Source organism: Streptomyces sp. NBC_00483 (assembly GCF_036013745.1).
Taxonomy (GTDB): Bacteria; Actinomycetota; Actinomycetes; order Streptomycetales; family Streptomycetaceae; genus Streptomyces.
Genome location: NZ_CP107880.1, coordinates 5848853 through 5872175, shown reverse-complemented (window position 1 = coordinate 5872175; position 23323 = coordinate 5848853). Strand labels below are relative to the sequence as shown.

Annotated in this window: 18 protein-coding genes; 6 read left to right on the top strand and 12 right to left on the bottom strand. The window is 72.4% G+C overall.

Annotation, left to right across the window (positions count from 1 at the left end; genetic code table 11):
- Positions 1-10: 10 nt before the first annotated feature.
- Entirely contained in the window at positions 11-874 is an 864-nt protein-coding gene (locus tag OHA73_RS26440; protein ID WP_327656294.1) for a bifunctional methylenetetrahydrofolate dehydrogenase/methenyltetrahydrofolate cyclohydrolase, read from the bottom strand.
- A gap of 231 nt (positions 875-1105) precedes the next feature.
- On the opposite strand from OHA73_RS26440, the gene OHA73_RS26435 reads away from it, so the two are divergent.
- Positions 1106-1813, top strand: a complete 708-nt coding sequence (locus tag OHA73_RS26435) for an RDD family protein (protein ID WP_327656293.1) — start codon at positions 1106-1108, stop codon at positions 1811-1813.
- 242 nt (positions 1814-2055) lie between these two features.
- Here the strand turns inward: OHA73_RS26435 and purH are convergent, their stop codons facing one another.
- Both purH and purN read right to left on the bottom strand, forming a co-directional pair.
- Positions 2056-3639: a bifunctional phosphoribosylaminoimidazolecarboxamide formyltransferase/IMP cyclohydrolase gene (purH, locus tag OHA73_RS26430; RefSeq protein WP_327656292.1), complete on the bottom strand. Its 1584-nt coding sequence runs from the start codon at positions 3637-3639 to the stop codon at positions 2056-2058.
- Positions 3636-4256: a phosphoribosylglycinamide formyltransferase gene (gene purN, locus OHA73_RS26425; RefSeq protein ID WP_266713258.1), complete on the bottom strand. Its 621-nt coding sequence runs from the start codon at positions 4254-4256 to the stop codon at positions 3636-3638. Before purN ends, purH begins: the two co-directional genes overlap by 4 nt.
- Positions 4257-4563: 307 nt before the next feature.
- Between purN and OHA73_RS26420 the strand changes: the two genes are divergently transcribed.
- Entirely contained in the window at positions 4564-5370 is an 807-nt protein-coding gene (locus OHA73_RS26420; RefSeq protein ID WP_327656291.1) for a hypothetical protein, read from the top strand.
- 70 nt (positions 5371-5440) lie between these two features.
- Here OHA73_RS26420 and OHA73_RS26415 read toward each other — a convergent pair whose 3' ends face one another.
- Complete coding sequence (locus OHA73_RS26415) at positions 5441-6835, bottom strand: cell division protein PerM (protein ID WP_327658527.1); 1395 nt, start codon at positions 6833-6835, stop codon at positions 5441-5443.
- Between the two features lie 122 nt (positions 6836-6957).
- Between OHA73_RS26415 and OHA73_RS26410 the strand changes: the two genes are divergently transcribed.
- Positions 6958-8142 (top strand): helix-turn-helix domain-containing protein, encoded by a 1185-nt coding sequence (locus tag OHA73_RS26410; protein WP_327656290.1) that lies wholly within the window; start codon positions 6958-6960, stop codon positions 8140-8142.
- Between the two features lie 87 nt (positions 8143-8229).
- Here the strand turns inward: OHA73_RS26410 and sucD are convergent, their stop codons facing one another.
- From sucD to OHA73_RS26375, 7 genes are all read right to left on the bottom strand, one after another.
- The gene (sucD, locus tag OHA73_RS26405; protein ID WP_266713250.1) at positions 8230-9111 is read right to left on the bottom strand and encodes a succinate--CoA ligase subunit alpha; all 882 of its coding nucleotides are present in this window, start codon (positions 9109-9111) and stop codon (positions 8230-8232) included.
- A gap of 20 nt (positions 9112-9131) precedes the next feature.
- Complete coding sequence (gene sucC / locus OHA73_RS26400) at positions 9132-10310, bottom strand: ADP-forming succinate--CoA ligase subunit beta (RefSeq protein ID WP_266713248.1); 1179 nt, start codon at positions 10308-10310, stop codon at positions 9132-9134.
- Between the two features lie 420 nt (positions 10311-10730).
- Positions 10731-11930 carry a hypothetical protein gene (locus OHA73_RS26395; protein WP_327656289.1) on the bottom strand — a complete coding sequence of 400 codons (1200 nt, stop codon included), beginning with the start codon at positions 11928-11930 and terminating at the stop codon, positions 10731-10733.
- A gap of 88 nt (positions 11931-12018) precedes the next feature.
- Positions 12019-13278 carry a hypothetical protein gene (locus OHA73_RS26390; RefSeq protein WP_266713244.1) on the bottom strand — a complete coding sequence of 420 codons (1260 nt, stop codon included), beginning with the start codon at positions 13276-13278 and terminating at the stop codon, positions 12019-12021.
- A gap of 74 nt (positions 13279-13352) precedes the next feature.
- The gene (locus tag OHA73_RS26385) at positions 13353-14573 is read right to left on the bottom strand and encodes a VWA domain-containing protein (protein WP_327656288.1); all 1221 of its coding nucleotides are present in this window, start codon (positions 14571-14573) and stop codon (positions 13353-13355) included.
- A complete protein-coding gene (locus OHA73_RS26380) occupies positions 14570-16900 on the bottom strand; it encodes a DUF5682 family protein (protein WP_327656287.1) in 2331 nt (776 codons plus the stop codon). The genes OHA73_RS26385 and OHA73_RS26380 overlap by 4 nt, the downstream gene beginning before the upstream one ends.
- Positions 16897-18066: an ATP-binding protein gene (locus OHA73_RS26375; RefSeq protein WP_327656286.1), complete on the bottom strand. Its 1170-nt coding sequence runs from the start codon at positions 18064-18066 to the stop codon at positions 16897-16899. The genes OHA73_RS26380 and OHA73_RS26375 overlap by 4 nt, the downstream gene beginning before the upstream one ends.
- A 178-nt stretch (positions 18067-18244) precedes the next feature.
- On the opposite strand from OHA73_RS26375, the gene OHA73_RS26370 reads away from it, so the two are divergent.
- Positions 18245-19639 carry an SWIM zinc finger family protein gene (locus OHA73_RS26370; protein WP_327656285.1) on the top strand — a complete coding sequence of 465 codons (1395 nt, stop codon included), beginning with the start codon at positions 18245-18247 and terminating at the stop codon, positions 19637-19639.
- Between the two features lie 73 nt (positions 19640-19712).
- Positions 19713-21278, top strand: a complete 1566-nt coding sequence (locus OHA73_RS26365; protein WP_266713234.1) for a DUF5691 domain-containing protein — start codon at positions 19713-19715, stop codon at positions 21276-21278.
- A gap of 107 nt (positions 21279-21385) precedes the next feature.
- Here the strand turns inward: OHA73_RS26365 and OHA73_RS26360 are convergent, their stop codons facing one another.
- The gene (locus OHA73_RS26360; RefSeq protein ID WP_266713232.1) at positions 21386-21808 is read right to left on the bottom strand and encodes a cobalamin B12-binding domain-containing protein; all 423 of its coding nucleotides are present in this window, start codon (positions 21806-21808) and stop codon (positions 21386-21388) included.
- A gap of 401 nt (positions 21809-22209) precedes the next feature.
- On the opposite strand from OHA73_RS26360, the gene OHA73_RS26355 reads away from it, so the two are divergent.
- Positions 22210-23166, top strand: coding sequence for a lipase family alpha/beta hydrolase (locus OHA73_RS26355; RefSeq protein WP_266713230.1), 957 nt, complete (start codon positions 22210-22212; stop codon positions 23164-23166).
- Positions 23167-23323: the final 157 nt, after the last annotated feature.

Here is a 23323-nt window from a genome sequence, read left to right as displayed (position 1 = left end):
CCCGGCCGCCTCAGCCGACACCGTTCGCGTCCCGTTCGGCGGCCTCGACCACGTTCACGAGGAGCTGGGCACGGGTCATCGGGCCGACACCGCCCGGGTTCGGCGAGATCCAGCCGGCGACCTCGGTGACGCCGGGGTGCACATCGCCGACGATCTTGCCGTTCTCGTCGCGCGAGACGCCGACGTCGAGCACGGCCGCGCCCGGCTTGATGTCCTCGGGCTTGATCAGGTGCGGCACGCCCGCGGCGGCCACGACGATGTCGGCCCGCTTGAGGTGCACGGACAGGTCGCGGGTGCCGGTGTGGCACTGCGTCACCGTGGCGTTCTCGGACTTGCGGGTGAGCAGCAGGGGCATCGGCCGGCCGATGGTGACACCACGGCCGACGACGACGACCTCGGCGCCCTTGATCTCCACGCCGTGCTTCCGGAGCAGCGTGATGATGCCGTACGGGGTGCAGGGCAGCGGCGCCGGCTCGTTGAGGACGAGGCGGCCGAGGTTCATGGGGTGCAGGCCGTCGGCGTCCTTGTCCGGGTCCATCAGCTCGAGGACGCGGTTCTCGTCGATGCCCTTGGGCAGCGGCAGCTGGACGATGTAGCCGGTGCAGGCCGGGTCCTCGTTGAGCTCGCGGACGACGGCCTCGATCTCCTCCTGCGTGGCCGTCGCGGGCAGCTCGCGCTGGATCGACGCGATGCCGACCTGCGCGCAGTCACGGTGCTTTCCTGCCACGTACTTCTGACTTCCGGGGTCCTCCCCTACGAGGATCGTGCCGAGTCCCGGCATGACCCCCTTCTCCTTCAGCGCCGCCACGCGGGCGGTCAGATCGGACTTGATCGCGGCTGCGGTGGCCTTGCCATCGAGAATCTGGGCGGTCATGCCGCCATTCTTTCAGGGCGGCGGTGATTCACCCAAGTTGCACTTGGACAACAGCCTGTGGGGCCCACTGGACAGGAGGGTGTCCGGTTTACGAGCATGATCCCCGCAGTGTGCCGCGGGCAGCGGCAGGGGGAAGAGATCCGCTCAGGCGGCCGCGTCACCGTGCAGCACAGTTCCATTCCTCCGCAGGTCCGCGTCGTCCCCAATTGCCATCACCGGAGGAAGCCCGCCATGAGTTACGGCGACTCGAACAACCCCTACGGACAGCAGCAGCCGCAGCAGAACAATCCGTACGGCCAGCAGGCCCCGCAGAACGTCCCGTCGCAGAATTACGGCTATCCGCAGCAGCAGCAGCCGCCCGGCCAGCCCTACGGCGGTTACCCGCAGCAGCCCGGCCAGCAGCCCGGTCAGCCCTACGGCGGCTACCCGCAGCAGCCCGGGGGCCCGGCCGGCGTGCCGCCGCTCGCGTCGATGGGCCGCCGCTTCGGCGCGCGCCTGATCGACGGCCTCATCTTCATGGTGATCTACTCGATCGTCCTCGGGTCGAAGATCGGCGACCTGATGGACTCCGTCAAGGCCTGCTCCTCGACGGACAGCACCTGTGTGAACGACGCGATCACGGACTGGTACTCCGAGATCCTGCCGATCGTGGCCGTGTTCATGGTGCTCGTCATGCTCTACGAGGCCCTGATGATCGGCCTCGTCGGCGGCACGCTGGGCAAGCTGGCGGTCGGCATCCGCGTCCTGAAGCTGGAGACCGGCGCGAAGCCGGGCGTCGGCGCGGGCTTCCTGCGCTGGGTGATCCCGATGGTCGGCGGGCTGTTCTGCGGCATCGGCGCGCTGCTCGTCTACCTGTCCCCGTTCTGGGACGGCAACAAGCGCAACCAGGGCTGGCACGACAAGGTCGCGGGCGTCGTCGTCGTGAACGTGAAGGGCTGACGCGGCACCTAGGGCCTGTCGTTTGGGTCAGGCCGGATCAGGGAGCGGGGTCCGGTGCGTGCGATCGAAAGGCGGAGGAGGGAGTCGACGCGGAGCGTCGGCGACCGACGACAACGCCGCGAGCGTGCGTGCCGGACCCCGCGAGCCCGGCCTGATCCAAACGACAGGCCCTAGCACACGGCCAATGAGGCGGGGCCCCGTACGCATGTCGTACGGGGCCCCGCCTCAGCTGCAACCGGTGCTCAGTGGAAGAAGTGGCGCGTGCCGGTGAAGTACATCGTCACGCCCGCCTTCTTCGCGGCCTCGACGACCAGCTCGTCGCGGACCGAACCGCCGGGCTGGACCACGGCCTTGACGCCCGCGGCCGTCAGGATCTCCAGGCCGTCCGGGAACGGGAAGAACGCGTCGGAGGCGGCGTACGCGCCGCGCGCCCGCTCCTCGCCGGCCCGCTCCACGGCGAGCTTCGCGGAGTCCACGCGGTTGACCTGGCCCATGCCGACGCCGACGGAGGCGCCGTCCTTGGCGAGCAGGATCGCGTTGGACTTGACCGCGCGGCAGGCCTTCCAGGCGAACGCCAGCTCGTCCAACTCGCCCTGGGACAGGGCGTCGCCGGTCGCGAGCGTCCAGGTCGCCGGGTTGTCGCCGTCGGCCTGGAGGCGGTCCGTCACCTGGAGGAGCGCGCCGCCGTCGATCTGCTTCGTCTCGACCTTCGCGGACGGGCCGTTCGGGGCGCGCAGCACGCGGATGTTCTTCTTCTTGGTGAGGGCTTCGAGGGCGCCGTCCTCGTAGTCGGGCGCGACGATGACCTCGGTGAAGATGTCGGCGACCTGCTCCGCCATCTCCTTGGTGACCGGGCGGTTGACCGCGATCACACCACCGTAGGCCGAGACCGGGTCACAGGCGTGGGCCTTGCGGTGCGCCTCGGCGACGTTCGAGGAGACCGCGATACCGCACGGGTTGGCGTGCTTGATGATCGCGACGCAGGGGTCCTCGTGGTCGTACGCGGCACGGCGCGCGGCGTCCGTGTCCGTGAAGTTGTTGTACGACATCTCCTTGCCGTGCAGCTGCTCGGCCTCCGCCAGACCGCGCGTGCCGTTGACGTAGAGGGCCGCGCCCTGGTGCGGGTTCTCGCCGTAGCGCAGGACGTTCTTGCGCTCGTACGTCGCGCCGATGAAGTCCGGGAACCCGGAGTCGTCGGCAGCCGCGTAGTCGTCGGCGAACCAGGAGGCGACAGCCACGTCGTACGACGCCGTGTGCTGGAACGCCTCGGCGGCCAGGCGCTTACGGGTGGCGAGGTCGAAGCCGCCGTCCTTGACGGCCGCGAGGACACCCGCGTACCGCTCGGGGCTCGTGACGATCGCGACCGACGGGTGGTTCTTGGCGGCGGCGCGGACCATCGAGGGGCCGCCGATGTCGATCTGCTCGACGCACTCGTCGGGGGTCGCGCCGGAGGCGACGGTCTCCCGGAACGGGTACAGGTTCACGATCACCAGGTCGAAGGGCTTCACGCCGAGGTCGGCGAGCTGCTTCTGGTGGTCCTCCAGGCGCAGGTCGGCCAGGATGCCGGCGTGCACCTTCGGGTGCAGGGTCTTCACGCGGCCGTCGAGACACTCGGGGAACCCGGTGAGCTCCTCGACCTTGGTGACCGGCACCCCGGCGCCGGCGATCTTCCCGGCGGTGGAGCCGGTGGAGACCAGCTCGACACCCGCCTCGTGGAGCCCGCGCGCGAGCTCTTCCAGACCGGTCTTGTCATAGACGCTGACGAGCGCCCGGCGGATGGGTCGCTTGTTGCTTCCGGCGGTTCCGGCGCTGTTTTCCGCGGTCACGGGGTGACTACCTTTCGTCCCTCAATGCTGAAGCCGTTACGGGCGAGCCGCCCCACGACATCGACGAGCAGCGTGCGCTCGACTTCCTTGATGCGCTCGTGCAGAGCGCTTTCGTCGTCCTCGTTCCGGATCTCGACCACGCCCTGGGCGATGATCGGGCCGGTGTCGACGCCGTCGTCGACGAAGTGAACGGTGCATCCGGTGACCTTGGCGCCGTACGCGAGCGCGTCCCGCACACCGTGCGCACCGGGAAAACTGGGCAGCAGGGCCGGGTGCGTGTTCACGAACCGCCCGCCGAAGTGGGCCAGGAACTCCTTGCCCACGATCTTCATGAACCCCGCGGAGACCACCAGGTCCGGCTCGTACGCGGCGGTGGCCTCGGCCAGCGCGCGGTCCCACTCCTCGCGGGTGGCGTGGTCCTTCACGCGGCACACGAACGTGGGCAGGCCCGCGCGCTCGGCGCGCTCCAGGCCCGCGATGCCCTCACGGTCGGCGCCGACGGCCACGATCTCGGCGCCGTACGCATCGGTCCCCTGCGCCGCGATCGCGTCGAGGAGTGCCTGCAGATTCGTTCCTGATCCGGAGACCAGCACGACGAGGCGCTTGGCCTTGGCCACGACGGGGCCCTTTCTAGGGGAGCTACGTTGCGCGGTCGGCTCGTGCTTGTGCTCGTGTTCATGCGACCGCATCTTTGTGCGTTCGCATGAACGCTTCGCCTTCCCCGATCGGGGAACCCTACGAAGCGGCCGACCGGCAGCAACGATACCGGCACGGCCGACGGCCCCCACGGGACGGGGGCCGGGGCTACAGGTAGCGTCGGCGGAACGGAACGCTGAGCGGCCATCGGACGTTGACGTGAAGAACGCCACGCCAAGCCGCTCCAGCGGCCCCGTGACCGACGACCTAGGGGAAGACGCACATCTGATGCCGGACCGAAGCCTTCGCCTCACGCTGCCCAACGGCGCCGTCCTGCCGCGCGAAGGCCGACCCACGCCGCCGTCGCCGCCCAAGGAGTCGTCCAAGGAATCGGACGACACCCGGGACAGCAATCCGTTCGCGCCGCCGGCCGATGACGCGCCCGACCGGCCGTGGCAGCCGCGCCACCCGGAGGGCTCGGACCCCGACTCGGGTTCCGGTTCCGGTTCCGGTTCCGGACAGGACGGGGGGAACGCGCCCTGGGGTGGCCAGTGGAGCGACCGTCAGCCGGGCCGCGCCCAGGGCGGCCGCTTCGGCGACCGTCCGGGCAACGGCGGGAACGGCGGCCCCGAGGGGCAGAACGGCGGGCAGGGCCCCGGCCCCGGCGGCATGCGCTGGGACCCGACGGACCCGGTCCAGCGCCGCGCGCGCTACGCGCTGCTCTCCGGCATGTGGGGCTTCTTCTTCGCCCTGTTCAGCTGGCCGTACGTGGCCCTGCTGCTCGGCGTGCTCGCCCTGTACTGGGGCGTCAGCGCGCTGCGCATGAAGTCGCCCCGCCCGGCGGACCCGGACACCCCGGCCCCCGCGACGCCCCGCCCCGCGGGCTCCGAGACCACGCGTCCGCAGACGACGGCGGCGATCAGTGGCCTGGTCACGGGGGCGCTCGCGCTCGCGATGGTGGCGTCGTTGTTCACGGCGAAGATGGTCTACAGCGACTACTACGAGTGCCGTACGGATGCGTTGACCAACGCGGCGAAGAAGTCCTGCGAGGACCTTCTGCCGAAGGAACTGCGGCCGTTGCTCGGCGAGCGCTGAACCGGGGTTGCGGTCTCGGGGCTCCGCCCCGGACCCCGCGGGCTCTCGTTCGAAAAGCGGGCTTGAAGTGTCAGTCGCCGGCGGGGCTTGAGGGGCGCGGGTCCTCGTCGAAGAAGTCGTAGAGGGCGAAGGAGTCGTCCTTCGCCCGCTCCGTCTCCGACTCCGGCACCGTCACCTTCTCCGGCGCCTGCGCCTGCGACACCTGCGGCGACTGCTCAGGCTCGGCGTCGGCCTCGGGGACCCGGTTCCCCCGCTCCCGCCACCACCACACCACCGACCCCACCGGCACCCCCACCGCGCACACCCACCCCGCGGCCACCGCCCCGGTCACCCACCCCACCGGTCCGAACTCCGCGAGTGCCGACCGGCCGAGGGTCCCACCGGCGGCCCCCGCCAAGCACCCCATCACCACCCCGCACAGCGCCCCGGCCACGGCCACGCCGCCCGCGGTCCGCCGCCACGTCCACCCCGCTCCCGCCGCCACGACGAACCCCGCCACGACCACTCCCGCCACCACGGGAACCGCCCCCACGGCCCACGTGAGCGGCGACCCGTCCCCGGCCTTCGGCACCGCCACGAGCAGCGGGAACGCGGGCAGCATCGCGGCCCCGGAACTCCCCAGCGGCCCCACGGTGTGCCCGACCCCGAGGACGACCCCGGGACCGAGCGCGTACGCCGACCCCCAGATCGCGGCGTTCGGCACGAGCCCCGCGCAGAGCAGCAGCACCGCGAGCCGCCCCGACCAGGCCCCCGTGAGCTGCAGGAACGACTCCCGGACCGCCTCCCCGTGCCACACGAGCATTCCGGCCACCAGCAGCGCCCCGCCCGCGACCAGCGCGAGCACCCCGGCCAGCGCCGCCCGCACGGCGACCGGCACCACCTCCCGTACGAACCCCTCCGGGAGCAGCCCCGCCAGCGGTCCCGGCAGCGGGCCGTACGGCCGCCCGTGCGCCGTCCACACCCCGAATCCCGACGCGGCCACCGCGAGCACGACCAGATGCGCCACGCAGCTCACCCACGAGGGGCGCAGCTCACCGCCCGCGCAGTAGTACGTCGCCGCGGCCGCCACCGACAGATAGCCGATCGCCACACCGGCCCAGACGCCCGCCACGGACTCGGACTCCTCCGCCGCGTCCCGTGCCGCCCGGTGCAGCAGCCACGCCGGCACCGCGAGCAGCAGCAGTGGGCTGACTCCCAGCGGGGCGGGCACCCCGGAGAGGGTGTCCGTTCTGATCACTTCGGCGCCGTGCGCGAGGAGCCACAGGGCGGCGGCGGTGTGCAGCGCGCCGCTGGGCCCGCTGTCGGGGAACGGCGAGCTGATCCACAGCACCATCACGAGCACGGCGCACGACCCGAGCCCGAGCCCCGCGGCGAGGGCCCCGCGCAGCGCACCCCCGACGGGGCCCGGGGCCCGTTCCCGCAGCCGGGTCAGGAGCAGGGGCAACGACAGTCCAAGGCCGGTCATTTGGGTCACGGGGCCATGCTCCCAACGACACGCCTTTACCTCGCGCAACAGGCGAAGCCCGGATGTGTCGCACAAGATACGTTTATGTTCTTTTTCGCACGAAAGGGTGTGTGGAGTTCACGATGACGCAGGGCGCTGCCACCCCACTGCCGCCGCCCAAGGAGCGCCGTTTGCTCCGCGAGGCCGGCTCGCTGTCCCGGGACCAGGTCGCCGAGCGGGTCGGCGTGACGCGCGAAACCGTCCGTCGCTGGGAGGCCGGCCGCACCACTCCAAAGGGTCAGAAGCGGGAGGCGTACGCACGCCTCCTGGCGGAGCTGACCGCCGCGGAGGAGCCGTCCCCGACGACAGCGGCACCGACGGCTGCGGCACCGACGACAGCGAGGCCGGGCTCGAAGGCCGCCGCGATACAAGAACAAGAACCCGCGCCGCCGACGGCCGGGGCCACCGCCACCGCCACGGCCGTGGCGGAGCACGAGCCCGCGCCGGAGCCCGGCGCCGCGGCATCCCGCGCGCGTACCGCCGCCGAGGCCTTCGACGCCCTCTACACGCACGCCGCACCGTTCCTCGTCCGGCAGACCTATCTGCTCACCGGCCGCAGGATCCTCGCCCGCGAGGCCGTCGAGCGCGCCTTCCAGCAGGCCTGGCAGAACTGGCCCGAGGTGGCGGTCGACCCGGACCCGGCGGGCTGGGTGCGCGCGGCGGCGTACGAGTACGCGATGTCGCCGTGGCACGGCCTGCGCCCCGGAAAGCGCCAGCCGGAGGCGCCGCCCGCCACCCCGGAGGACCGCGAGCTGCTCGGCGCGCTCCTCGACCTGCCGCCCGTCTACCGGCGCACGCTGCTGCTGTACGACGGGGTGGGCCTGGATCTGCCGGAGACCGCGGCGGAGACGGAGGCCAGCACGCCGGCCGCCGCGAACCGCATCCTGCACGCCCGTGAGGCGGTCGCCCAGCGGCTGCCCGACCTCGCGGTCCCCGAGCAGCTGCACCTGCGGCTCTCGGAGCTGGCGGGCTCGGAGAAGCTGGACGCGCCCGTGTCCACGGTGGTGCGCAGCGGCGGCGAGCGGCGCACCCGGCTCCTGACGCGGGCGGCCGTCGCGTTCACGGTCTTCATCATCGGCGCGACGGCGCTGACCGTGCGGATGGCGCCCACGCACTACGAGCCGGTACCGGCGCCGGGCTCGCCGATCGCCGGCGTACCGCCGCTGACCGGTCCCGAACCGCTGACGCAGGCGGACCTGGAGCTGCGCAAGGAGCTGCGGGAGAAGCTGGGCGGAGGGCCCGAGCGGCTCGAGCCGAGCACCGAATAGCGCGCACGGCGCAACGCCAGTGGGCCCGCACCGTCACCGGTGCGGGCCCACTGAGCTGCGTAGGAGAAGCTCCTGGCAGAGAACCTCTTAGCTGAGGATCTCGCGCGCCAGCTTCGCCGTCTCGGTCGGCGTCTTGCCGACCTTGACGCCGGCGGCCTCGAGGGCCTCCTTCTTCGCCTGCGCGGTGCCGGAGGAGCCGGAGACGATGGCGCCGGCGTGGCCCATGGTCTTGCCCTCGGGCGCCGTGAAGCCCGCGACGTAGCCGACGACCGGCTTCGTCACGTTGGCCTTGATGTAGTCGGCCGCGCGCTCCTCGGCGTCGCCGCCGATCTCACCGATCATGACGATCAGGTCGGTCTCGGGGTCGGCCTCGAACGCGGCGAGCGCGTCGATGTGCGTCGTGCCGATGACCGGGTCGCCACCGATGCCGACGGCGGACGAGAAGCCGATGTCACGGAGCTCGTACATCATCTGGTACGTCAGCGTGCCGGACTTCGAGACCAGGCCGATGCGGCCCGGCTTCGTGATGTCGCCCGGGATGATGCCGGCGTTCGACTGGCCCGGCGTGATGAGGCCGGGGCAGTTCGGGCCGATGATGCGGGTCTTGTCGCCCTTCGACTTCGCGTACGCGTAGAACGCGGCGGAGTCGTGGACGGCGATGCCCTCGGTGATGACCACGGCGAGCGGGATCTCGGCGTCGATCGCCTCGACCACGGCGGCCTTGGAGAAGGCCGGCGGGACGAAGAGCACGGACACGTTGGCGCCCGTCTTCTCGATCGCCTCGGCGACGGAGCCGAAGACCGGGATGTCATTGCCGTCGATGTCGACGGACGTGCCCGCCTTGCGCGGGTTGACGCCACCGACGATGTTCGTGCCGTCGGCCAGCATGAGCTTGGTGTGCTTCATGCCCGTGGCACCGGTCATGCCCTGGACGATGACCTTGCTGTCCTTGTTGAGGAAGATAGCCATGGCTGTTTAGTCCCTCGTCCTTACTTCGCGGCCGCGAGCTCGGCGGCCTTGTCGGCCGCGCCGTCCATGGTGTCCACGCGCTGCACCAGCGGGTGGTTGGCGTCGGAGAGGATCTTGCGACCCAGCTCGGCGTTGTTGCCGTCGAGGCGGACGACGAGGGGCTTCTCGACCTTCTCGCCCTTCTCCTCGAGGAGCGCGAGCGCCTGGACGATGCCGTTGGCGACCTCGTCGCAGGCGGTGATGCCGCCGAAGACGTTGACGAAGACCGACTTGACGTCGGAGTCGCCGAGGATGATCTCCAGGCCGTTCGCCATCACCTGGGCGGAGGCGCCGCCACCGATGTCGAGGAAGTTGGCCGGCTTCACGCCGCCGTGGTTCTCACCGGCGTACGCGACGACGTCCAGCGTCGACATGACCAGACCGGCACCGTTACCGATGATGCCGACCTCGCCGTCAAGCTTGACGTAGTTGAGGTCCTTCTCCTTGGCAGCGGCCTCGAGCGGGTCGGCCGCGTCCTTGTCCTGAAGGGCCTCGTGGTCGGGGTGCCGGAAGCCGGCGTTCTCGTCCAGGGACACCTTGCCGTCGAGGGCGATGACCTTGCCGGAGGCGACCTTCGCGAGCGGGTTGACCTCGACGAGGAGCGCGTCCTCGTCGATGAAGGTCTTCCACAGCGTCTGGAGGATCTCGGCGACCTGGTCGGCGACCTCGGCCGGGAACTTGGCGTCCGTGACGATCTTGCGGGCGACCTCGGGGGTCACACCCTCATTGGCGTCGATCGGCGTCTTGGCGACGGCCTCCGGGCGGTTGGCCGCCACCTCCTCGATCTCCATGCCGCCCTCGACGGAGGCGATGGAGAGGAAGGTGCGGTTGGTGCGGTCCAGGAGGAAGGAGACGTAGTACTCCTCCACGATCTCCGGAGCCGTCTCGGCCATCATCACCTTGTGGACCGTGTGGCCCTTGATGTCCATGCCGAGGATGTTGGTCGCGTGCTGCACGGCCTCGTCGGGGGTGGCAGCCAGCTTCACGCCGCCGGCCTTGCCGCGGCCGCCGACCTTCACCTGCGCCTTGACGACGGACTTGCCGCCAAGACGCTCGGTCGCCTCGCGGGCCGCCTCAGGCGTGTCGATGACTTCACCGGCCAGCACCGGTACACCGTGCTTGGCGAAGAGGTCCCTCGCCTGGTACTCGAACAGGTCCACGCGCGTCCGTCCCTATCAGTGATCTCGCGGTTCGTTATCTGCGTGGGCGTGCCGCGAGGGGCAACGTGACTCCGCTGTCACACGTGACGAGTGCTGTCGCTGCTGTCACTAGGGAGGCGTACACGGTGACCGAGTACGCGGCATGTCCGTCTCGCAGGTTATCGCCGCTCAGGGACGGCTTCTAAATCGCAGATCACACCTGAGCGGTGATACCCATCACAGAGCGCCCCTTTTGTGGTGCTATCTACGCTACTGCCGAGGCGCCCGGGGAATGAAAGCGGCCTCACCGAGCGGGGGTGCGCTCGGTGAGGCCGCAGGTCAGCGGGTGGTCACGTCCCCACGCGGACCACCCGCCTTCATGCCCGGAAAGCGACCCGGTCCGGCCGATGGATTTCGGCCGACCGGGCACCGTCGCGTCGGTCAGACGCCGGGCAGGTAGCTGGGCGCGACGGAACCGGTGACGCCCTGCACGCCGCTGACGGCGTTGCCGGCGAGCGGCTGGGCGTCGGCGGTGACGGTGCCGGTCAGGTCCTGCGCGAACGGGGCGACCTCGTGGGTCACGCCACCGGCCAGCGGAGCGACGTTGTCGCCGACCACGGTCTGGACGAACGGGGCCACGTTGTCGCCCACCAGGCCCTGCGCGAGCGGCTGGACGTCGCCGGTGACGCCCTGCGCCAGGCCGTGCGCGCTGGTGCCGACGCCGCCGACGACCGGCTGCACGTGGTCGACGACCGTCTGCACGAGCGGCTGCACGGAGTCCACGACGCCGCCCGCGAACGGGGTGACGTCGTTGCCGACGACGCTCTGCGCGAAGGGCGCCACGTTGTCGCCGGCCACGCCCTGCGCCAGCGGCTGGACCTGGCCGGTGACACCGGTCGCGAAGGGCGCGACGTTGTCGCCGACGACGGTCTGCGCGAACGGCGTCACGTCGCCGACCGCGCCGCCCGCCAGGGTGGTCACGTCGCCGAGGGCCTGGCCGACGACCGGCAGCACGCCGTGCACGGCGGTGGCGGCGACCGGCGGAAGCACGGCGTCGGCGGTCTCGCCGACGGCCGGGCCGGTGTTCGTGCGGACGTTCTGGGCGGTGCCCTGGACGGTGCTCCGGGCGTTGTCCTGGACGTAGGCGGGGGCCTGGGACGCCGCCTGCGTCAGCTCCTGCTGGAGCTGCGGGGCGAAGGCGTCGAGCGGGCCGAACAGGTAGTCGACACCCTCCTGGGCGTCGGCCACGTGCTTCTGGGTGTCGGCGACGTGGCCCTGGGCGGCGGTGACGTGACCGGCGACCTTGTCCTTGACGCCGGCGACGTCGGTGGTGGGGGCCTTGACCTGCGGGGCCTGGACCTGGGACTTCGCCTTCTGGGCGGTCGACTGGACCTGGGCCTTGGCGTGCTGGGTGGCGGTCTTGGCCTTGTTGGTCGCCTGGGTGTGGTCGACCGTGTCCGCGACCTTGTCCGTCACCTGCGACGTCGTGTTCTGCACGTCGGAGACGGTGTCGCCGGCGACGTCCGGCACGGACAGCGAGTGCGCGGGCAGCTCGTCGGCGCTGGCCACGGCGGAGCCGAGGGCCCAGGCGCCGGAGACGCCGGCGGCTATCACGATGGAGCGGCGGATGTTCTTGTTCATGGGTACGTCAGTTCCTTCGAATTCACTTCACGACTGGGCAGACCTGTTCCGCCCCCGCGCGGCAGGTCACGGGCGGGGAGGGACTGCCCTAGCCGGGGAATTCGGGAATGTCGCGCAGCCGGTCGACCACCGGCGCGGTGCCCGCGGACGCCGTGGCGCCGGACGCGAGCAGAACGGGCGCACGGCCGCCGAACGTCGCCGCGTGCAGATCACCGTGGCGCGTCGAACCACCGTCGCCCGCGCTCGCGCCGGCCGACGGCGCACCGTCGGGACGCTGCGGCACGACGGGCGCCGCGGGACGCGCCGCGGCCTGCGTGCCCGCATCCGCCTTCTGTACGTCGCCGAACTGCGCGACGTCGGGCGCCTGCGGGCCGCTCACCGCTGCGTGGGACCGGCTCTCGGCCGTGGCGGGCCGGTCGCCGTGCACCGCCGGGGCGTCCGACTGCTGCGGCGCGGTCGCGACGGGCGGCGCGGGCCGGGCGTCTGCGGGATCCACGATGCGGATGATCCCGCCGAGCCGGCCGTGCGTCAGCTGCTCCGGCACCGCGCCGACGAGCTCCGCGACGGCGCGCGTCGCCAGCTCCTCGACGGGCCCCGTCACCTGGCGCACGGTGGCACCGACCGGCGCCGTCAGATACCGCAGCGCGTCGACGGCCGAACGCAGCCGCGCCCGGTCACCCCCGAGCGCCTCGATGTGCTGACGCAGCGGCTCGGTGAGGTACGCCTGCACGGGTGCGGTGGGGGTTCGGGTGAGGGTGCGAGTGGGTGTGGTGGTGCGGGTGGCGGGGTCGCCGGGAGCGGCGGGCTTGTCGTGCAGCGGGCGGGCCAGGCGCTTTACGTCTGACACGTGCTGCACGCCGGACGCGTGCTTGGCGCCGGGTGCCTCGACGTTGGGTGCGTCGGTGCCGGGTGCGTGCTGCGCGTCGACCGGGTTCGGGGTCGACTCGGCGGGCCGAACCGGCGCGGGTGCAGGTGCAGGTGCGGGGTCGGTAGCGGGCGCCGCCTCCCGACCCTGCGTGGGCGCGGTCGGCTTGGCGTGCGTGGACGCCCCGGTGTCCTTGGCGGACTCGGTGGCCTTGGCGGACTCGGCGACCTTGGATGCCTCGGAGGGAGCCGGGGCCTCGCGGGAACCCGCGTCGCGCAACTTCCCCACGGAATCGGCGACATGCTCCCGCACCGCCACGTGACCCGAACCGAGCGAACCGGCGTCGGACACCCCGTCCGCCTGCGCCCGGCCACCGCACACGATCCCGAGGGCGAACAACCCACCGAACAGCAGCGCCAGTTGCAGCGCACGCCGTCCTGCCGTCGCACGCACCAGGCGAGCGACGGGGGCGGGAAGTGCCATAGGGGAAGTCACGGTGGCCGAATCCTCGCACGGGGCGAGGGATGCGGCGCAAGCCCCCTGTTACCGATGGGTACTCATATCCGGTTCGCGGCGGGTGCACCCTTTTCCGATGCCGCGTCCGGTATCGGCAAGGGCCGCTTCTCGATGGCCGCTGCCATGACGTCGGGGAACAGGTCCGGGGTGCAGGCGAAGGCCGGCGCGCCCAATCCCGCGAGCGCCGCCGCGTGTTCCCGGTCGTAGGCGGGCGCACCCTCGTCGGAGAGCGCGAGCAGCGTCACGAACTGCACGCCGGACGCCTTCATCGCGGCGACCCGCTTCAACATCTCGTTGCGGATGCCTCCTTCGTAGAGGTCGGAGATGAGGACGACGACGGTCTCGGCGGGGCGGGTGATCTGCGACTGGCAGTACGCGAGCGCCCGGTTGATGTCCGTGCCGCCGCCGAGCTGGGTGCCGAACAGGACGTCGACCGGGTCGTCGAGCTGGTCCGTCAGGTCCACGACGGCCGTGTCGAAGACGACGAGCCGGGTCGTTATCGAGCGCATGGAGGCGAGCACCGCGCCGAACACGGAGGCGTAGACGACGGATGCCGCCATCGAGCCCGACTGGTCGATGCAGAGGACGACCTCCTTCTTCACGGACTGCGCCGCACGCCCGTATCCGATCAGCCGCTCGGGCACGATCGTGCGGTACTCGGGCAGGTAGTGCTTGAGGTTGGCCGCGATCGTGCGGTTCCAGTCGATGTCGTGGTGGCGCGGCCGCTGGATGCGGGCGCTGCGGTCGAGGGCGCCGGTGAGGGTGGCGCGGGTGCGCGTCGCGAGCTTCTTCTCGAGGTCCTCGACGACCTTGCGCACGACGGCGCGGGCCGTCTCCTTCGTCGTCTCCGGCATCGCCTTGTTGAGCGAGAGCAGCGTGCCGACGAGGTGCACGTCCGCGTCGACGGCCTCCAGCATCTCCGGTTCGAGCAGCATCGTGGAAAGCCCGAGCCGGTCGATGGCGTCCCGCTGCATGACCTGGACGACGGAGGACGGGAAGTAGGTCCGGATGTCGCCGAGCCAGCGGGCCACGGCAGGAGCGGACGCCCCGAGCCCCGCGCTCCGGCTGCCCCCGCCCTGTTGCTTGCCGCCGCCCGAGCCGTACAGCGCGGCGAGGGCGCCGTCCATCGCGGCGTCCTGCCCCTCGAGCCCGCAACCTGTGCCGTCCGCGTCCGCCCCGCCGAGCACGAGGCGCCACCGGCGCAAGCGCTCGTCCGTGTTCCGCTCGGTGCTGGACTCGGTACTGCTCCCGGTGCCGGTCATGCCACCGCCCCCTCAGGGCCGTTGTCGCCCTCGTCGTTTCCGCCACTGCCGCCGCCACCGGTACCCGCACCCGCACCCGCACCCGCACCGAGTAGGAGGCGCAGCACCGGCAGCACCGCGTCCGCCCGCTCCGCGTCCAGTTCCTCTCCGAAGCCGCGCGGTCCACCGGTGACCGGGGACTGACCGCCCTCGGAGGGCCCGCGCCGGACCAGCTCGCCCAAAGTCCGCCGCACACCCGGCTCGTACGCAGAGAACGTCCGCCGCAGCAACGGCAGTACGTCGGTGAACGCGTCGTCCGACACCCGCGTCAGCCACGCGTCGACCAGGGCCAGGAGCCGCTCGTCGTGCACCAGGAGCAGCCCGCCGCCCGAACCGCCGCCGACGAAGCCCTCGATCCACGCCGCCGCGTCGGCCGGCGCGGTGCCGGGCGAGAGGGCGAGGCTCATCAGCCGGGCCGCGTCCTCCTCGTCGAGCACGCCCTCGTCGAGCAGAACCCGCGCGCACCGCCCCTGGATCACCCCGGCCACGCCGTCCCGCTCCGCGAGCACGCGCAGCACGGTCCGCCAGCGCTCGCGCACGCCGCTGTCCTCCAGGAGCGCGACGGCCGAGTGCACCGCGTCGACATGACCGCGCATCTCCTCGGCCGCCTCCGTGTCGAGCCCCGCGCACGCCGGGGGCAGGCCGACGAAGACCCGCTCGGCGAGGCCCGCCGCCACGTCGGCGAGGGCTTCGGTGTCGGTGCCGCGCACGTCGCCGTAGCGCAGGGCGCGGACCAGGGCGGGCAGGGCGCCGGCGAGGTGACCGACGTCCGCGTCGAGGGCGGCGCGGTCGGCGAGGATCCGCATCACCGTCGGCAGCGCGTCCGCGAGCCCCGCGAGCAGGCAGACCTCGGCGAGCGCCGTGACGTCGGAGAGCGCCCGCGCGGCGATCGCGTCCGTCTCCGCCTTGACGGTCGCGGCGGCGAGCACGGTCGTCCCCCACACCCCGGCCTCCGCGACCCGCACGGACAGCTCCGGCTCCCAGCGCAGCCGCCACGACTCGCGGAAGGTGCCGGTGGAGCCGCGAGCCGATCTCGCCGGCTCTCCCCAGGCCACGCCCAGGAGCCGCAGCCGGTGCAGCAGGCGGCTGCGCGCGGCGTCGGTGTCACCCCGTAGATCGAGGTCCAACTCCTTCTCCGCGGCGGCCGGTTTGAGCCGCAGGGAACGCTGCTGCCGCGTGAGATCGCGCTGCAACGGCACCGCGGGCGCCGCCTCGGGCACCTCCCCCAGCACGTCGCCGACCACCAGCTTGTCGTGGATGAGCGCCAGCGGTACGTCCGAGCCCTCACACAGCACGGCCCGCACCGCGTCGGTGGTCTCCGTGAGCCCCGCGAGCGGCCGCCCGCGCATCACGGCGAGGGTCTCCGCGAGTCGTACGGCCTCGATGACATGGGCGGAGGACACGATGCGGTCCTCATCGCGCAGCAGCCCGGCGACCTTCGTCAGCCAGCGCTCCACGGGCCGGTCGGGCGCGCTGAACAGGTGCCCGTACCAGCCGGGCGAGTCGATCCCCGCCCCGTATCCGCTGACGCGGGCCAGGCGCCGGTGCGTCCACGGCACCCACGTCATGTCGACCTTCGCCTTCGGCAGCCCCTTGAGCAGGGCGCGGTCGGCCGCGACGGTCGTCCGCTGCCGCAGCGCGGGCACGTGCCACGCCCCGCACACGACGGCCACGTCGTCCGCGAACTCACGCTGGGCCGCGCGCACTTGGAGTCGCATGTACGCCTCGCGCACCAGATCGCGCTCGTGTCCGCCGTCCCCGCACGTCTCCCGCAGCGCGCCCATCGCCTCGCCGAGCGCGGCGAAGGCGTCGCCGTCCCGGTGCTCGACGACGTCCTCCCACCAGCGCTCCGCGTCGTCGTACCCGGCGGTCTCGGCGAGGACCCGCAGGGGGTCCACGCGCACGGAGTCCCCCTCGTCCTCCGCCGCCTCCTCCCCCTTGTCGTCCTCCGACCGCATCGCCAGGCTGTGCGCGGCCGGGAGGTCGATGAAGCGCACCGGCACGTCGCGCTCCAACGCCCAGCGGATCGCGACCCATTCGGGCGAGAACTCGGCGAACGGCCAGAACGCGGACCGCCCCGGCTCGTCCACGACGTGCGCGAGCAGTGCGACCGGCGGCCGCATGCCGGCCTCGGCGGCGAGCGGCACCAGACCATCGGCCTCTGGCGGCCCTTCGATCAGAACGATCCGCGGTTCCGCGGCATCGAGCGCGGAGCGCACGGCGCGCGCGGAGCCGGGCCCGTGGTGCCGCACGCCGAGCAGCGCGGGGCCCGTGGTCGGTGTCGTCATGCGCTCACCTCTCGGCAGGCCCGGTAGAAGTCCTTCCAGCCGTCGCGCTCGCGCACCACGGCCTCCAGGTACTCCTGCCAGACGACCCGGTCCGCCGCCGGATCACGCACGACGGCCCCGAGGATTCCGGCGGCCACGTCGGAGGGACGCAGCACGCCGTCCCCGAAGTGGGCGGACAGCGCAAGGCCGTTGGTGACGACGGAGATGGCCTCGGCGGTCGACAGCGTGCCGCTGGGGGACTTCACCTTCGTCCGCCCGTCGGCCGTCACACCGTCGCGCAGCTCGCGGAAGACGGTGACGACGCGGCGGATCTCGTCCATCCCGTCGGGCGCGCTGGGCAGTTCCAGTGCGCGGCCGACCTGGTCGACCCGCCGCGAGACGATGTCGACCTCGTCCTCCACGCTCGCGGGCAGCGGCAGCACGACCGTGTTGAACCGGCGCCGCAGCGCGCTCGACAGATCGTTGACCCCGCGGTCCCGGTCGTTGGCCGTGGCGATGAGGTTGAAGCCGCGCACGGCCTGCACCTCCTGCCCCAACTCCGGTATCGGCAAGGTCTTCTCGGACAGGATCGTGATCAGTGTGTCCTGCACATCGGCCGGGATACGCGTCAGTTCCTCGACGCGCGCGGTCATCCCCTCCGCCATCGCCCGCATGACCGGGCTCGGCACGAGGGCGTCCCTGCTCGGGCCGTTGGCCAGCAGCTGCGCGTAGTTCCAGCCGTAGCGGATGGCCTCCTCCGGCGTCCCCGCCGTGCCCTGCACCAGCAGCGTCGAATCCCCGCTCACGGCGGCGGCGAGATGCTCGGACACCCAGGTCTTGGCGGTGCCGGGCACGCCGAGCAGGAGCAGCGCCCGGTCGGTCGCCAGTGTCGTCACGGCGACCTCGACGATGCGGCGCGGGCCCACGTATTTCGGCGAGATCACCGTGCCGTCGGGCAGCGTGCCGCCGAGCAGATACGTCGCGACGGCCCACGGCGACATGCGCCAGCGGGCCGGCCGCGGCCGGTCGTCCTGTGCGGCGAGCGCCGCGAGTTCCTCCGCGAACGCGTCCTCGGCGTGCGCCCGCAGCACCTCGTCCGCGACCTGGCCCCCGCCCTGACTCCCGGCCCCGTTCCCGGTCTGGCTCTCGGTCTGGTTCTCGGTCTGGCTCTCGACGGAAATGGTCATGGCTGTCCCCCTCCAACTCGCCCAACTCGAATCCGCACGACGAGCCCTCGACCGCTCTCGTCGCGTGATGGATTCCACGGTGCACCACGCCACTGACAATCGACCTCGGCCACGCAATCACCGCAGGTCGGAGCCGTTGGCGGACGGATTGTCAGTGGCGGGATCTAACGTCGAGGACATGAATCAGCTGGGGGTGCGCTGGACGACGGATCAGGTGCTCGCACTGGCGCCTGACGCCGCGTCACGCAAGGCGGGAAGCAAGCTCGGGGGGCCGGGCCCGTGGTCGGGGACCGGGAGTTCCGCGGGCGTGGGGAATTCGGACGAGGGGGCGGTATGGGGACTGTGCAAGGGGAGCGGCAGCAAGCCGTACCAGACGATCGTGGACATCGGCGCGGGCGCCGCGGGGTCGAACGGGCCGGGGTACAAGTGCAGTTGCCCGAGCCGCAAGTTCCCGTGCAAGCACGCGCTCGGGCTCTTGCTGCTCTGGGCGGGCGGCGATGCGCAGGTGCCGGCCGACCAGTCGCCACCGGAGTGGGCCGAGCCATGGCTGGCGGGGCGGCAGAAGCGGGCCGAGTCCCAGCAGACCGATGCGTCGGCGGCCGGATCGGGCGGCGCCGCGGCGGATCCGGATGCGGCCCGGCGCAGAGCCGAGCGCCGCGCCCAGCGGATCACGGCGGGCGCGACAGAGCTGGAGCAGCGCCTCGCCGACCTGCTGCGCGGCGGCCTCGCACAGGCTGAGCAGTCGGGTTACGGGCTGTGGGAGGAGACGGCCGCGCGCATGGTCGACGCGCAGGCGCCCGGACTTGCCGCGCGCGTAAGAGAGTTGGGGGCGATCCCGGCGTCCGGGCCCGGTTGGCCGGTGCGGCTGCTCGAGGCGTGCGCGCTGCTCCACCTCCTCGACCAGGGCTGGTTGCGCCGCGACGCCCTGCCCGACGACCTGGCGGCGACGGTCCGATCGCGCGTGGGCCTGCCGGCTTCGGACAGAGAGCCACCGGTGCGCGACCGCTGGCTCATCCTCGCCCAGTACGACACGGCGGACGGCCACCTCACCACGCGCCGGGCATGGCTGCACGGCACGCAGAGCGCGCGCACCGTACTGCTCCTCTCCTACGGGGCGGCCGGCCGCGCACCGGCGCTCGCCCTGCCGACCGGGCGCACGCTCGACGCCGCGGTGTCGGCGTATCCGGGAGCAGGGGCCCTCCGGGCAGAGCTGGGCGAGCAGTTCGCCCCGGCCGAGTCGGACGGCATACGTCCCAAGGGAGTTGACGTCACCACCGGCCTCGCCGCCTACGGAACGGCGCTCGCGGCCGACCCCTGGCTGGAGTCCTGGCCGGTGACGCTCGCGGAGGTGATACCGACGCGGGACCCGGCCGGGCACTGGCAACTGGCGGACAGCGAAGGCAAGTCGGGGCTCCCCCTCACCGCGCACGCGGCGGCGTCCCCCGGCCTGTGGCGCCTGGTCGCCGTCTCGGGAGGCGCTCCGGTGACGGTGTTCGGCGAATGCGGACCGGCCGGTTTCCGCCCGCTGGCCACATGGGCGGAGGAAGCCGGGGAGGTCATATCGCTGTGCTGACCAATCCAAGGACCACCACCACGCCGAAACACCGTTGTCGGTGAAGAGGACCGCACCACGGAGAGGACCCACGATGACCACCACCGCCACCTGGGACGACCTCGTCAGCGCCGCCCTGCTCGGAACCGAACGGCGCTCGGACCGCCCGCCGCTCGCCCTCCTCGACGAGGCCGCCATGCACACCGTGCGCCGCCGGGCCGGTCTGCGTCCCGCCGCGGCGACCGCGCCGCCGGACCGCGCCGAGGACGACCCGCGTCCCCCGCTGCCGACCGCAGCGCGGCAGCGGCTCGCGCTCCTGCTCACCGACCGCTCCAGTGGCACGGGGTCGCGCCGCGGCACCGCCCCCGACCTCCTCGAACTGCTCCCGCAGTGGCTGGCCACGGCCAACGCGCACGGGTACGCGCCCCCGCACGAGCTGCTGCCCGCACTGCTCGACGCGGCGCGTGGCCGCACCGACCTGCGCCCACCGGCCCTCACGTTCGCGGGGCCGCGCGCCCGGTGGCTGGCCCGGCTCAACCCGGACTGGAAGTTCGCGCTGCGCGCCACGCCGGGCATCGGAGCCGTGCTGCCTGCACCGGAGGAGAGCGAGCAGGTTCATCTGCGGTGGGAGGAGGGCCTGTTCGCGGAGCGGGTGGCACTCCTCGCCTCTGTTCGGGCGCACGACCCGGCTGCGGCCCGGGCGCTCCTGGCCGGGACATGGGGCACGGAGCGCGCCGAGGACCGCCTGATGTTCCTCGACTCGCTGCGTACGGGGCTGGGCGACGCGGACGAGCCGTTCCTCGAGCAGGCGCTGACCGACCGCAGCAAGAACGTGCGGGCGACGGCGGCCGAGCTGCTCTCCGCGCTCCCCCGCTCGGCGCTCGCCGCGCGGATGGCGGACCGGGCGCTGACCTGCGTGGCACTCGACCGTGCGGAGGGGGCGATCGTCGTGGAGGCGCCGCACGAGTGCGACGCGGGGATGGAGCGGGACGGCGTCGTGGCGAAGCCGCCGGCGGGGCGGGGTGAACGGGCGTGGTGGCTCGGGCAGTTGGTGGAGGCGGCGCCGCTCGGCCGGTGGCCGGACAGGTTCGGCGGCCGGGGCCCGGAGGAGATCGTGGCGCTGCCGGTCGCCGACGACTGGCGCGGGGAGCTGCACGCCGCGTGGTGCAGGGCGGCGGTCCGGCAGCGGGACATCGGCTGGTCGCGGGCGCTGCTCGGGGCGCCGACCGCGTCGGATGCGGCCGGGCCCGGGGCGGTGTCGCTCGCCGAGCGGGCGAAGCTGCTCGCGGCGCTGCCGGGGGCGGAACGGGCGGACTGGGTCGCGGAGTTCATCGCGGCGCACGGGCTGTCCGAGGCGTTCCAGTTGCTGGGGGTGTGCGGCACGCCGTGGGCGCGGCCGCTCGGGCGGTCCGTGGTCGATGCGTTGAACATCGCGCGGGACGCGGGGAGTTACCCGTGGAGCTTCAGCGGGGTGATGGGGCTCGCGGAGCGCTGCCTGGACCCCGAGGAAGTGGTGCGGCTCGACGGGCTCACGGCGGCGGTGGAGGAACCGGAGGGGTCGGCGCCCGGAGCCGGGGGGTACTGGACGGAGGCGTTCCAACGCCTCGCCGGCACGTTGCGGCTGCGCCGGGCGATGCGGGACGAACTGGCTCCGCCGTGATCCGGCCCCGGGGCCCGGCCCCGCGTCCCTGGTGCGCGGCACCGGGAGCGAGGCCACGGGGCTCCGCCCCGGGCCCCGCTGCTCAATCGCCGCAGGGGCTTAATTGGTCAGCCGCCGGACGGTTCCGGTTGGCGGACGTTGGACCGGACCCAGTCGACGATGGAGGCGGTCGTGGCGCCCGGGGTGAAGATCTCGGCAACGCCCTTCTCCTTCAGGGGCGCGATGTCCCCCTCAGGGATGATGCCGCCGCCGAAGACCTTGATGTCCGCGGCGTCGCGCTCGGCGAGGAGCTCGATGACGCGGGCGAAGAGCGTGTTGTGCGCGCCGGACAGGATGGAGAGACCGATCGCGTCGGCGTCCTCCTGGATGGCGGTGTCCACGACCTGCTCGGGCGTCTGGTGCAGGCCCGTGTAAATGACCTCCATACCGGCGTCGCGCAGCGCCCGCGCGATCACTTTGGCCCCGCGATCGTGGCCGTCGAGTCCCGGCTTCGCGACGACCACGCGGATCGGACCGGCTGCCACACCCATCACTGCCTCCCTGAAACGACTGCTCAAGCAAAAGTTGAAGCGATTGTTCAAAAGACTGATGCCCGAAGTGAACGAACGTTATCGACAGCATCCCGCAAGCCGCCGTTTCGCGGTGCGGACCGAGGGGGAAATCACACGTGGGACACATTCGCTGCGCGCCGCGACTGCCAGGCGGGACTTCACCGCCAGATCCGGGACAGGCGCGAGGGAGCCGCTTCGAGGTCGCCGCGCCACCGCGCCGACAGCCGCACGGCACGGTGGCACGGTGCTTCCGGCTGCCGTTCGGACCGATGAGTCGGCGCATCGGGCACGGCCGGCGCCGCGGGACCGCTTCGGCCGGCTCTCATGAGCGCACACGGGGGACAGAGGAGTCCTCCCGTGTGCCGACGGGAGGTTGACCGATGAAGGTCACGAGGACTTTGCCCTTTCGCCCCCTCTGCCACTTGCTGCCCACGAGACTGGCCGGTCTCTCGATCGCGCTCCTGAAGGCGACCGCCCTGGAGCTGGCGATCCTCGCGGGCCATCTGCTCCTCTATCCCTCGGGCATCCTCCCGGAACGAAGGCAGCAGCCCCTGGCGCTGCCCCGCCAGCCCTCGGCCTACGTCCCGATGGACATGGAAACCGTCACGGTGGAGGAGAGCCCTCCTATAGAACCGGCAGAGGCGAGCGCCCCGACAGCAGCGGACGCGCCGCGCCTGCCCTCCCGCGCCAAGCCCCCGGTCCTCCTCCTGCACGGATTCATCGACAACCGCTCCGTCTTCGTTCTGCTGCGCCGTTCCCTCGCGCAGCACGGCAGGCAGCACGTCGAATCGCTCAACTACTCCCCGCTCACCTGCGACATCCGGGCCGCGGCCGCGCTGCTCGCCCGGCACGTGGAGGAGGTGTGCGAGCGCTCGGGCCAGGACAGGGTCGACATCGTGGGGCACAGCCTGGGCGGTCTGATAGCCCGTTACTACGTGCAGTGCCTCGGCGGCGACACGCGCGTGCGCACGCTCGTCACCCTCGGAACCCCGCACGGCGGCACGCGGGTGGCGCCGCTCGCGGACGCGCACCCGATCGTCCGTCAGATGCGGCCCGGCTCGTCCGTCGTCGAGGAGTTGAAGCGGCCCGCGCCCGGCTGTCGTACGCGCTTCGTGAGCTTCTGGAGCGACCTCGACCAGTTGATGCTGCCCCTGGAGACCGCGTGCGTGGACCACGTGGACCTGCTCGCGCAGAACGTGCGGGTCACGGGCATCGGCCATCTCGCGCTGCCGGTGCACCCGGCCGTCGCGATCGGCATCCGTCAGGCCCTCGACGCGGAGCACGCGGAAGGAGCGCGCGCCGCGGACAAGGCCGGCGGTGGTCTGACGGTCGCCTGACCGCCCGCTCCGCGCTCACCGGCACCCGTAGAACCCGAGCGCGATCCGCACCCCGACCCGCACCGGACGCACGTAAAACCCGCGACATGTCGCGGGTTTCGTCGAACGGGTCTCGAACTCAGGGCCAAGGAACTGTCCACAGTCCACCCAAAGGCGG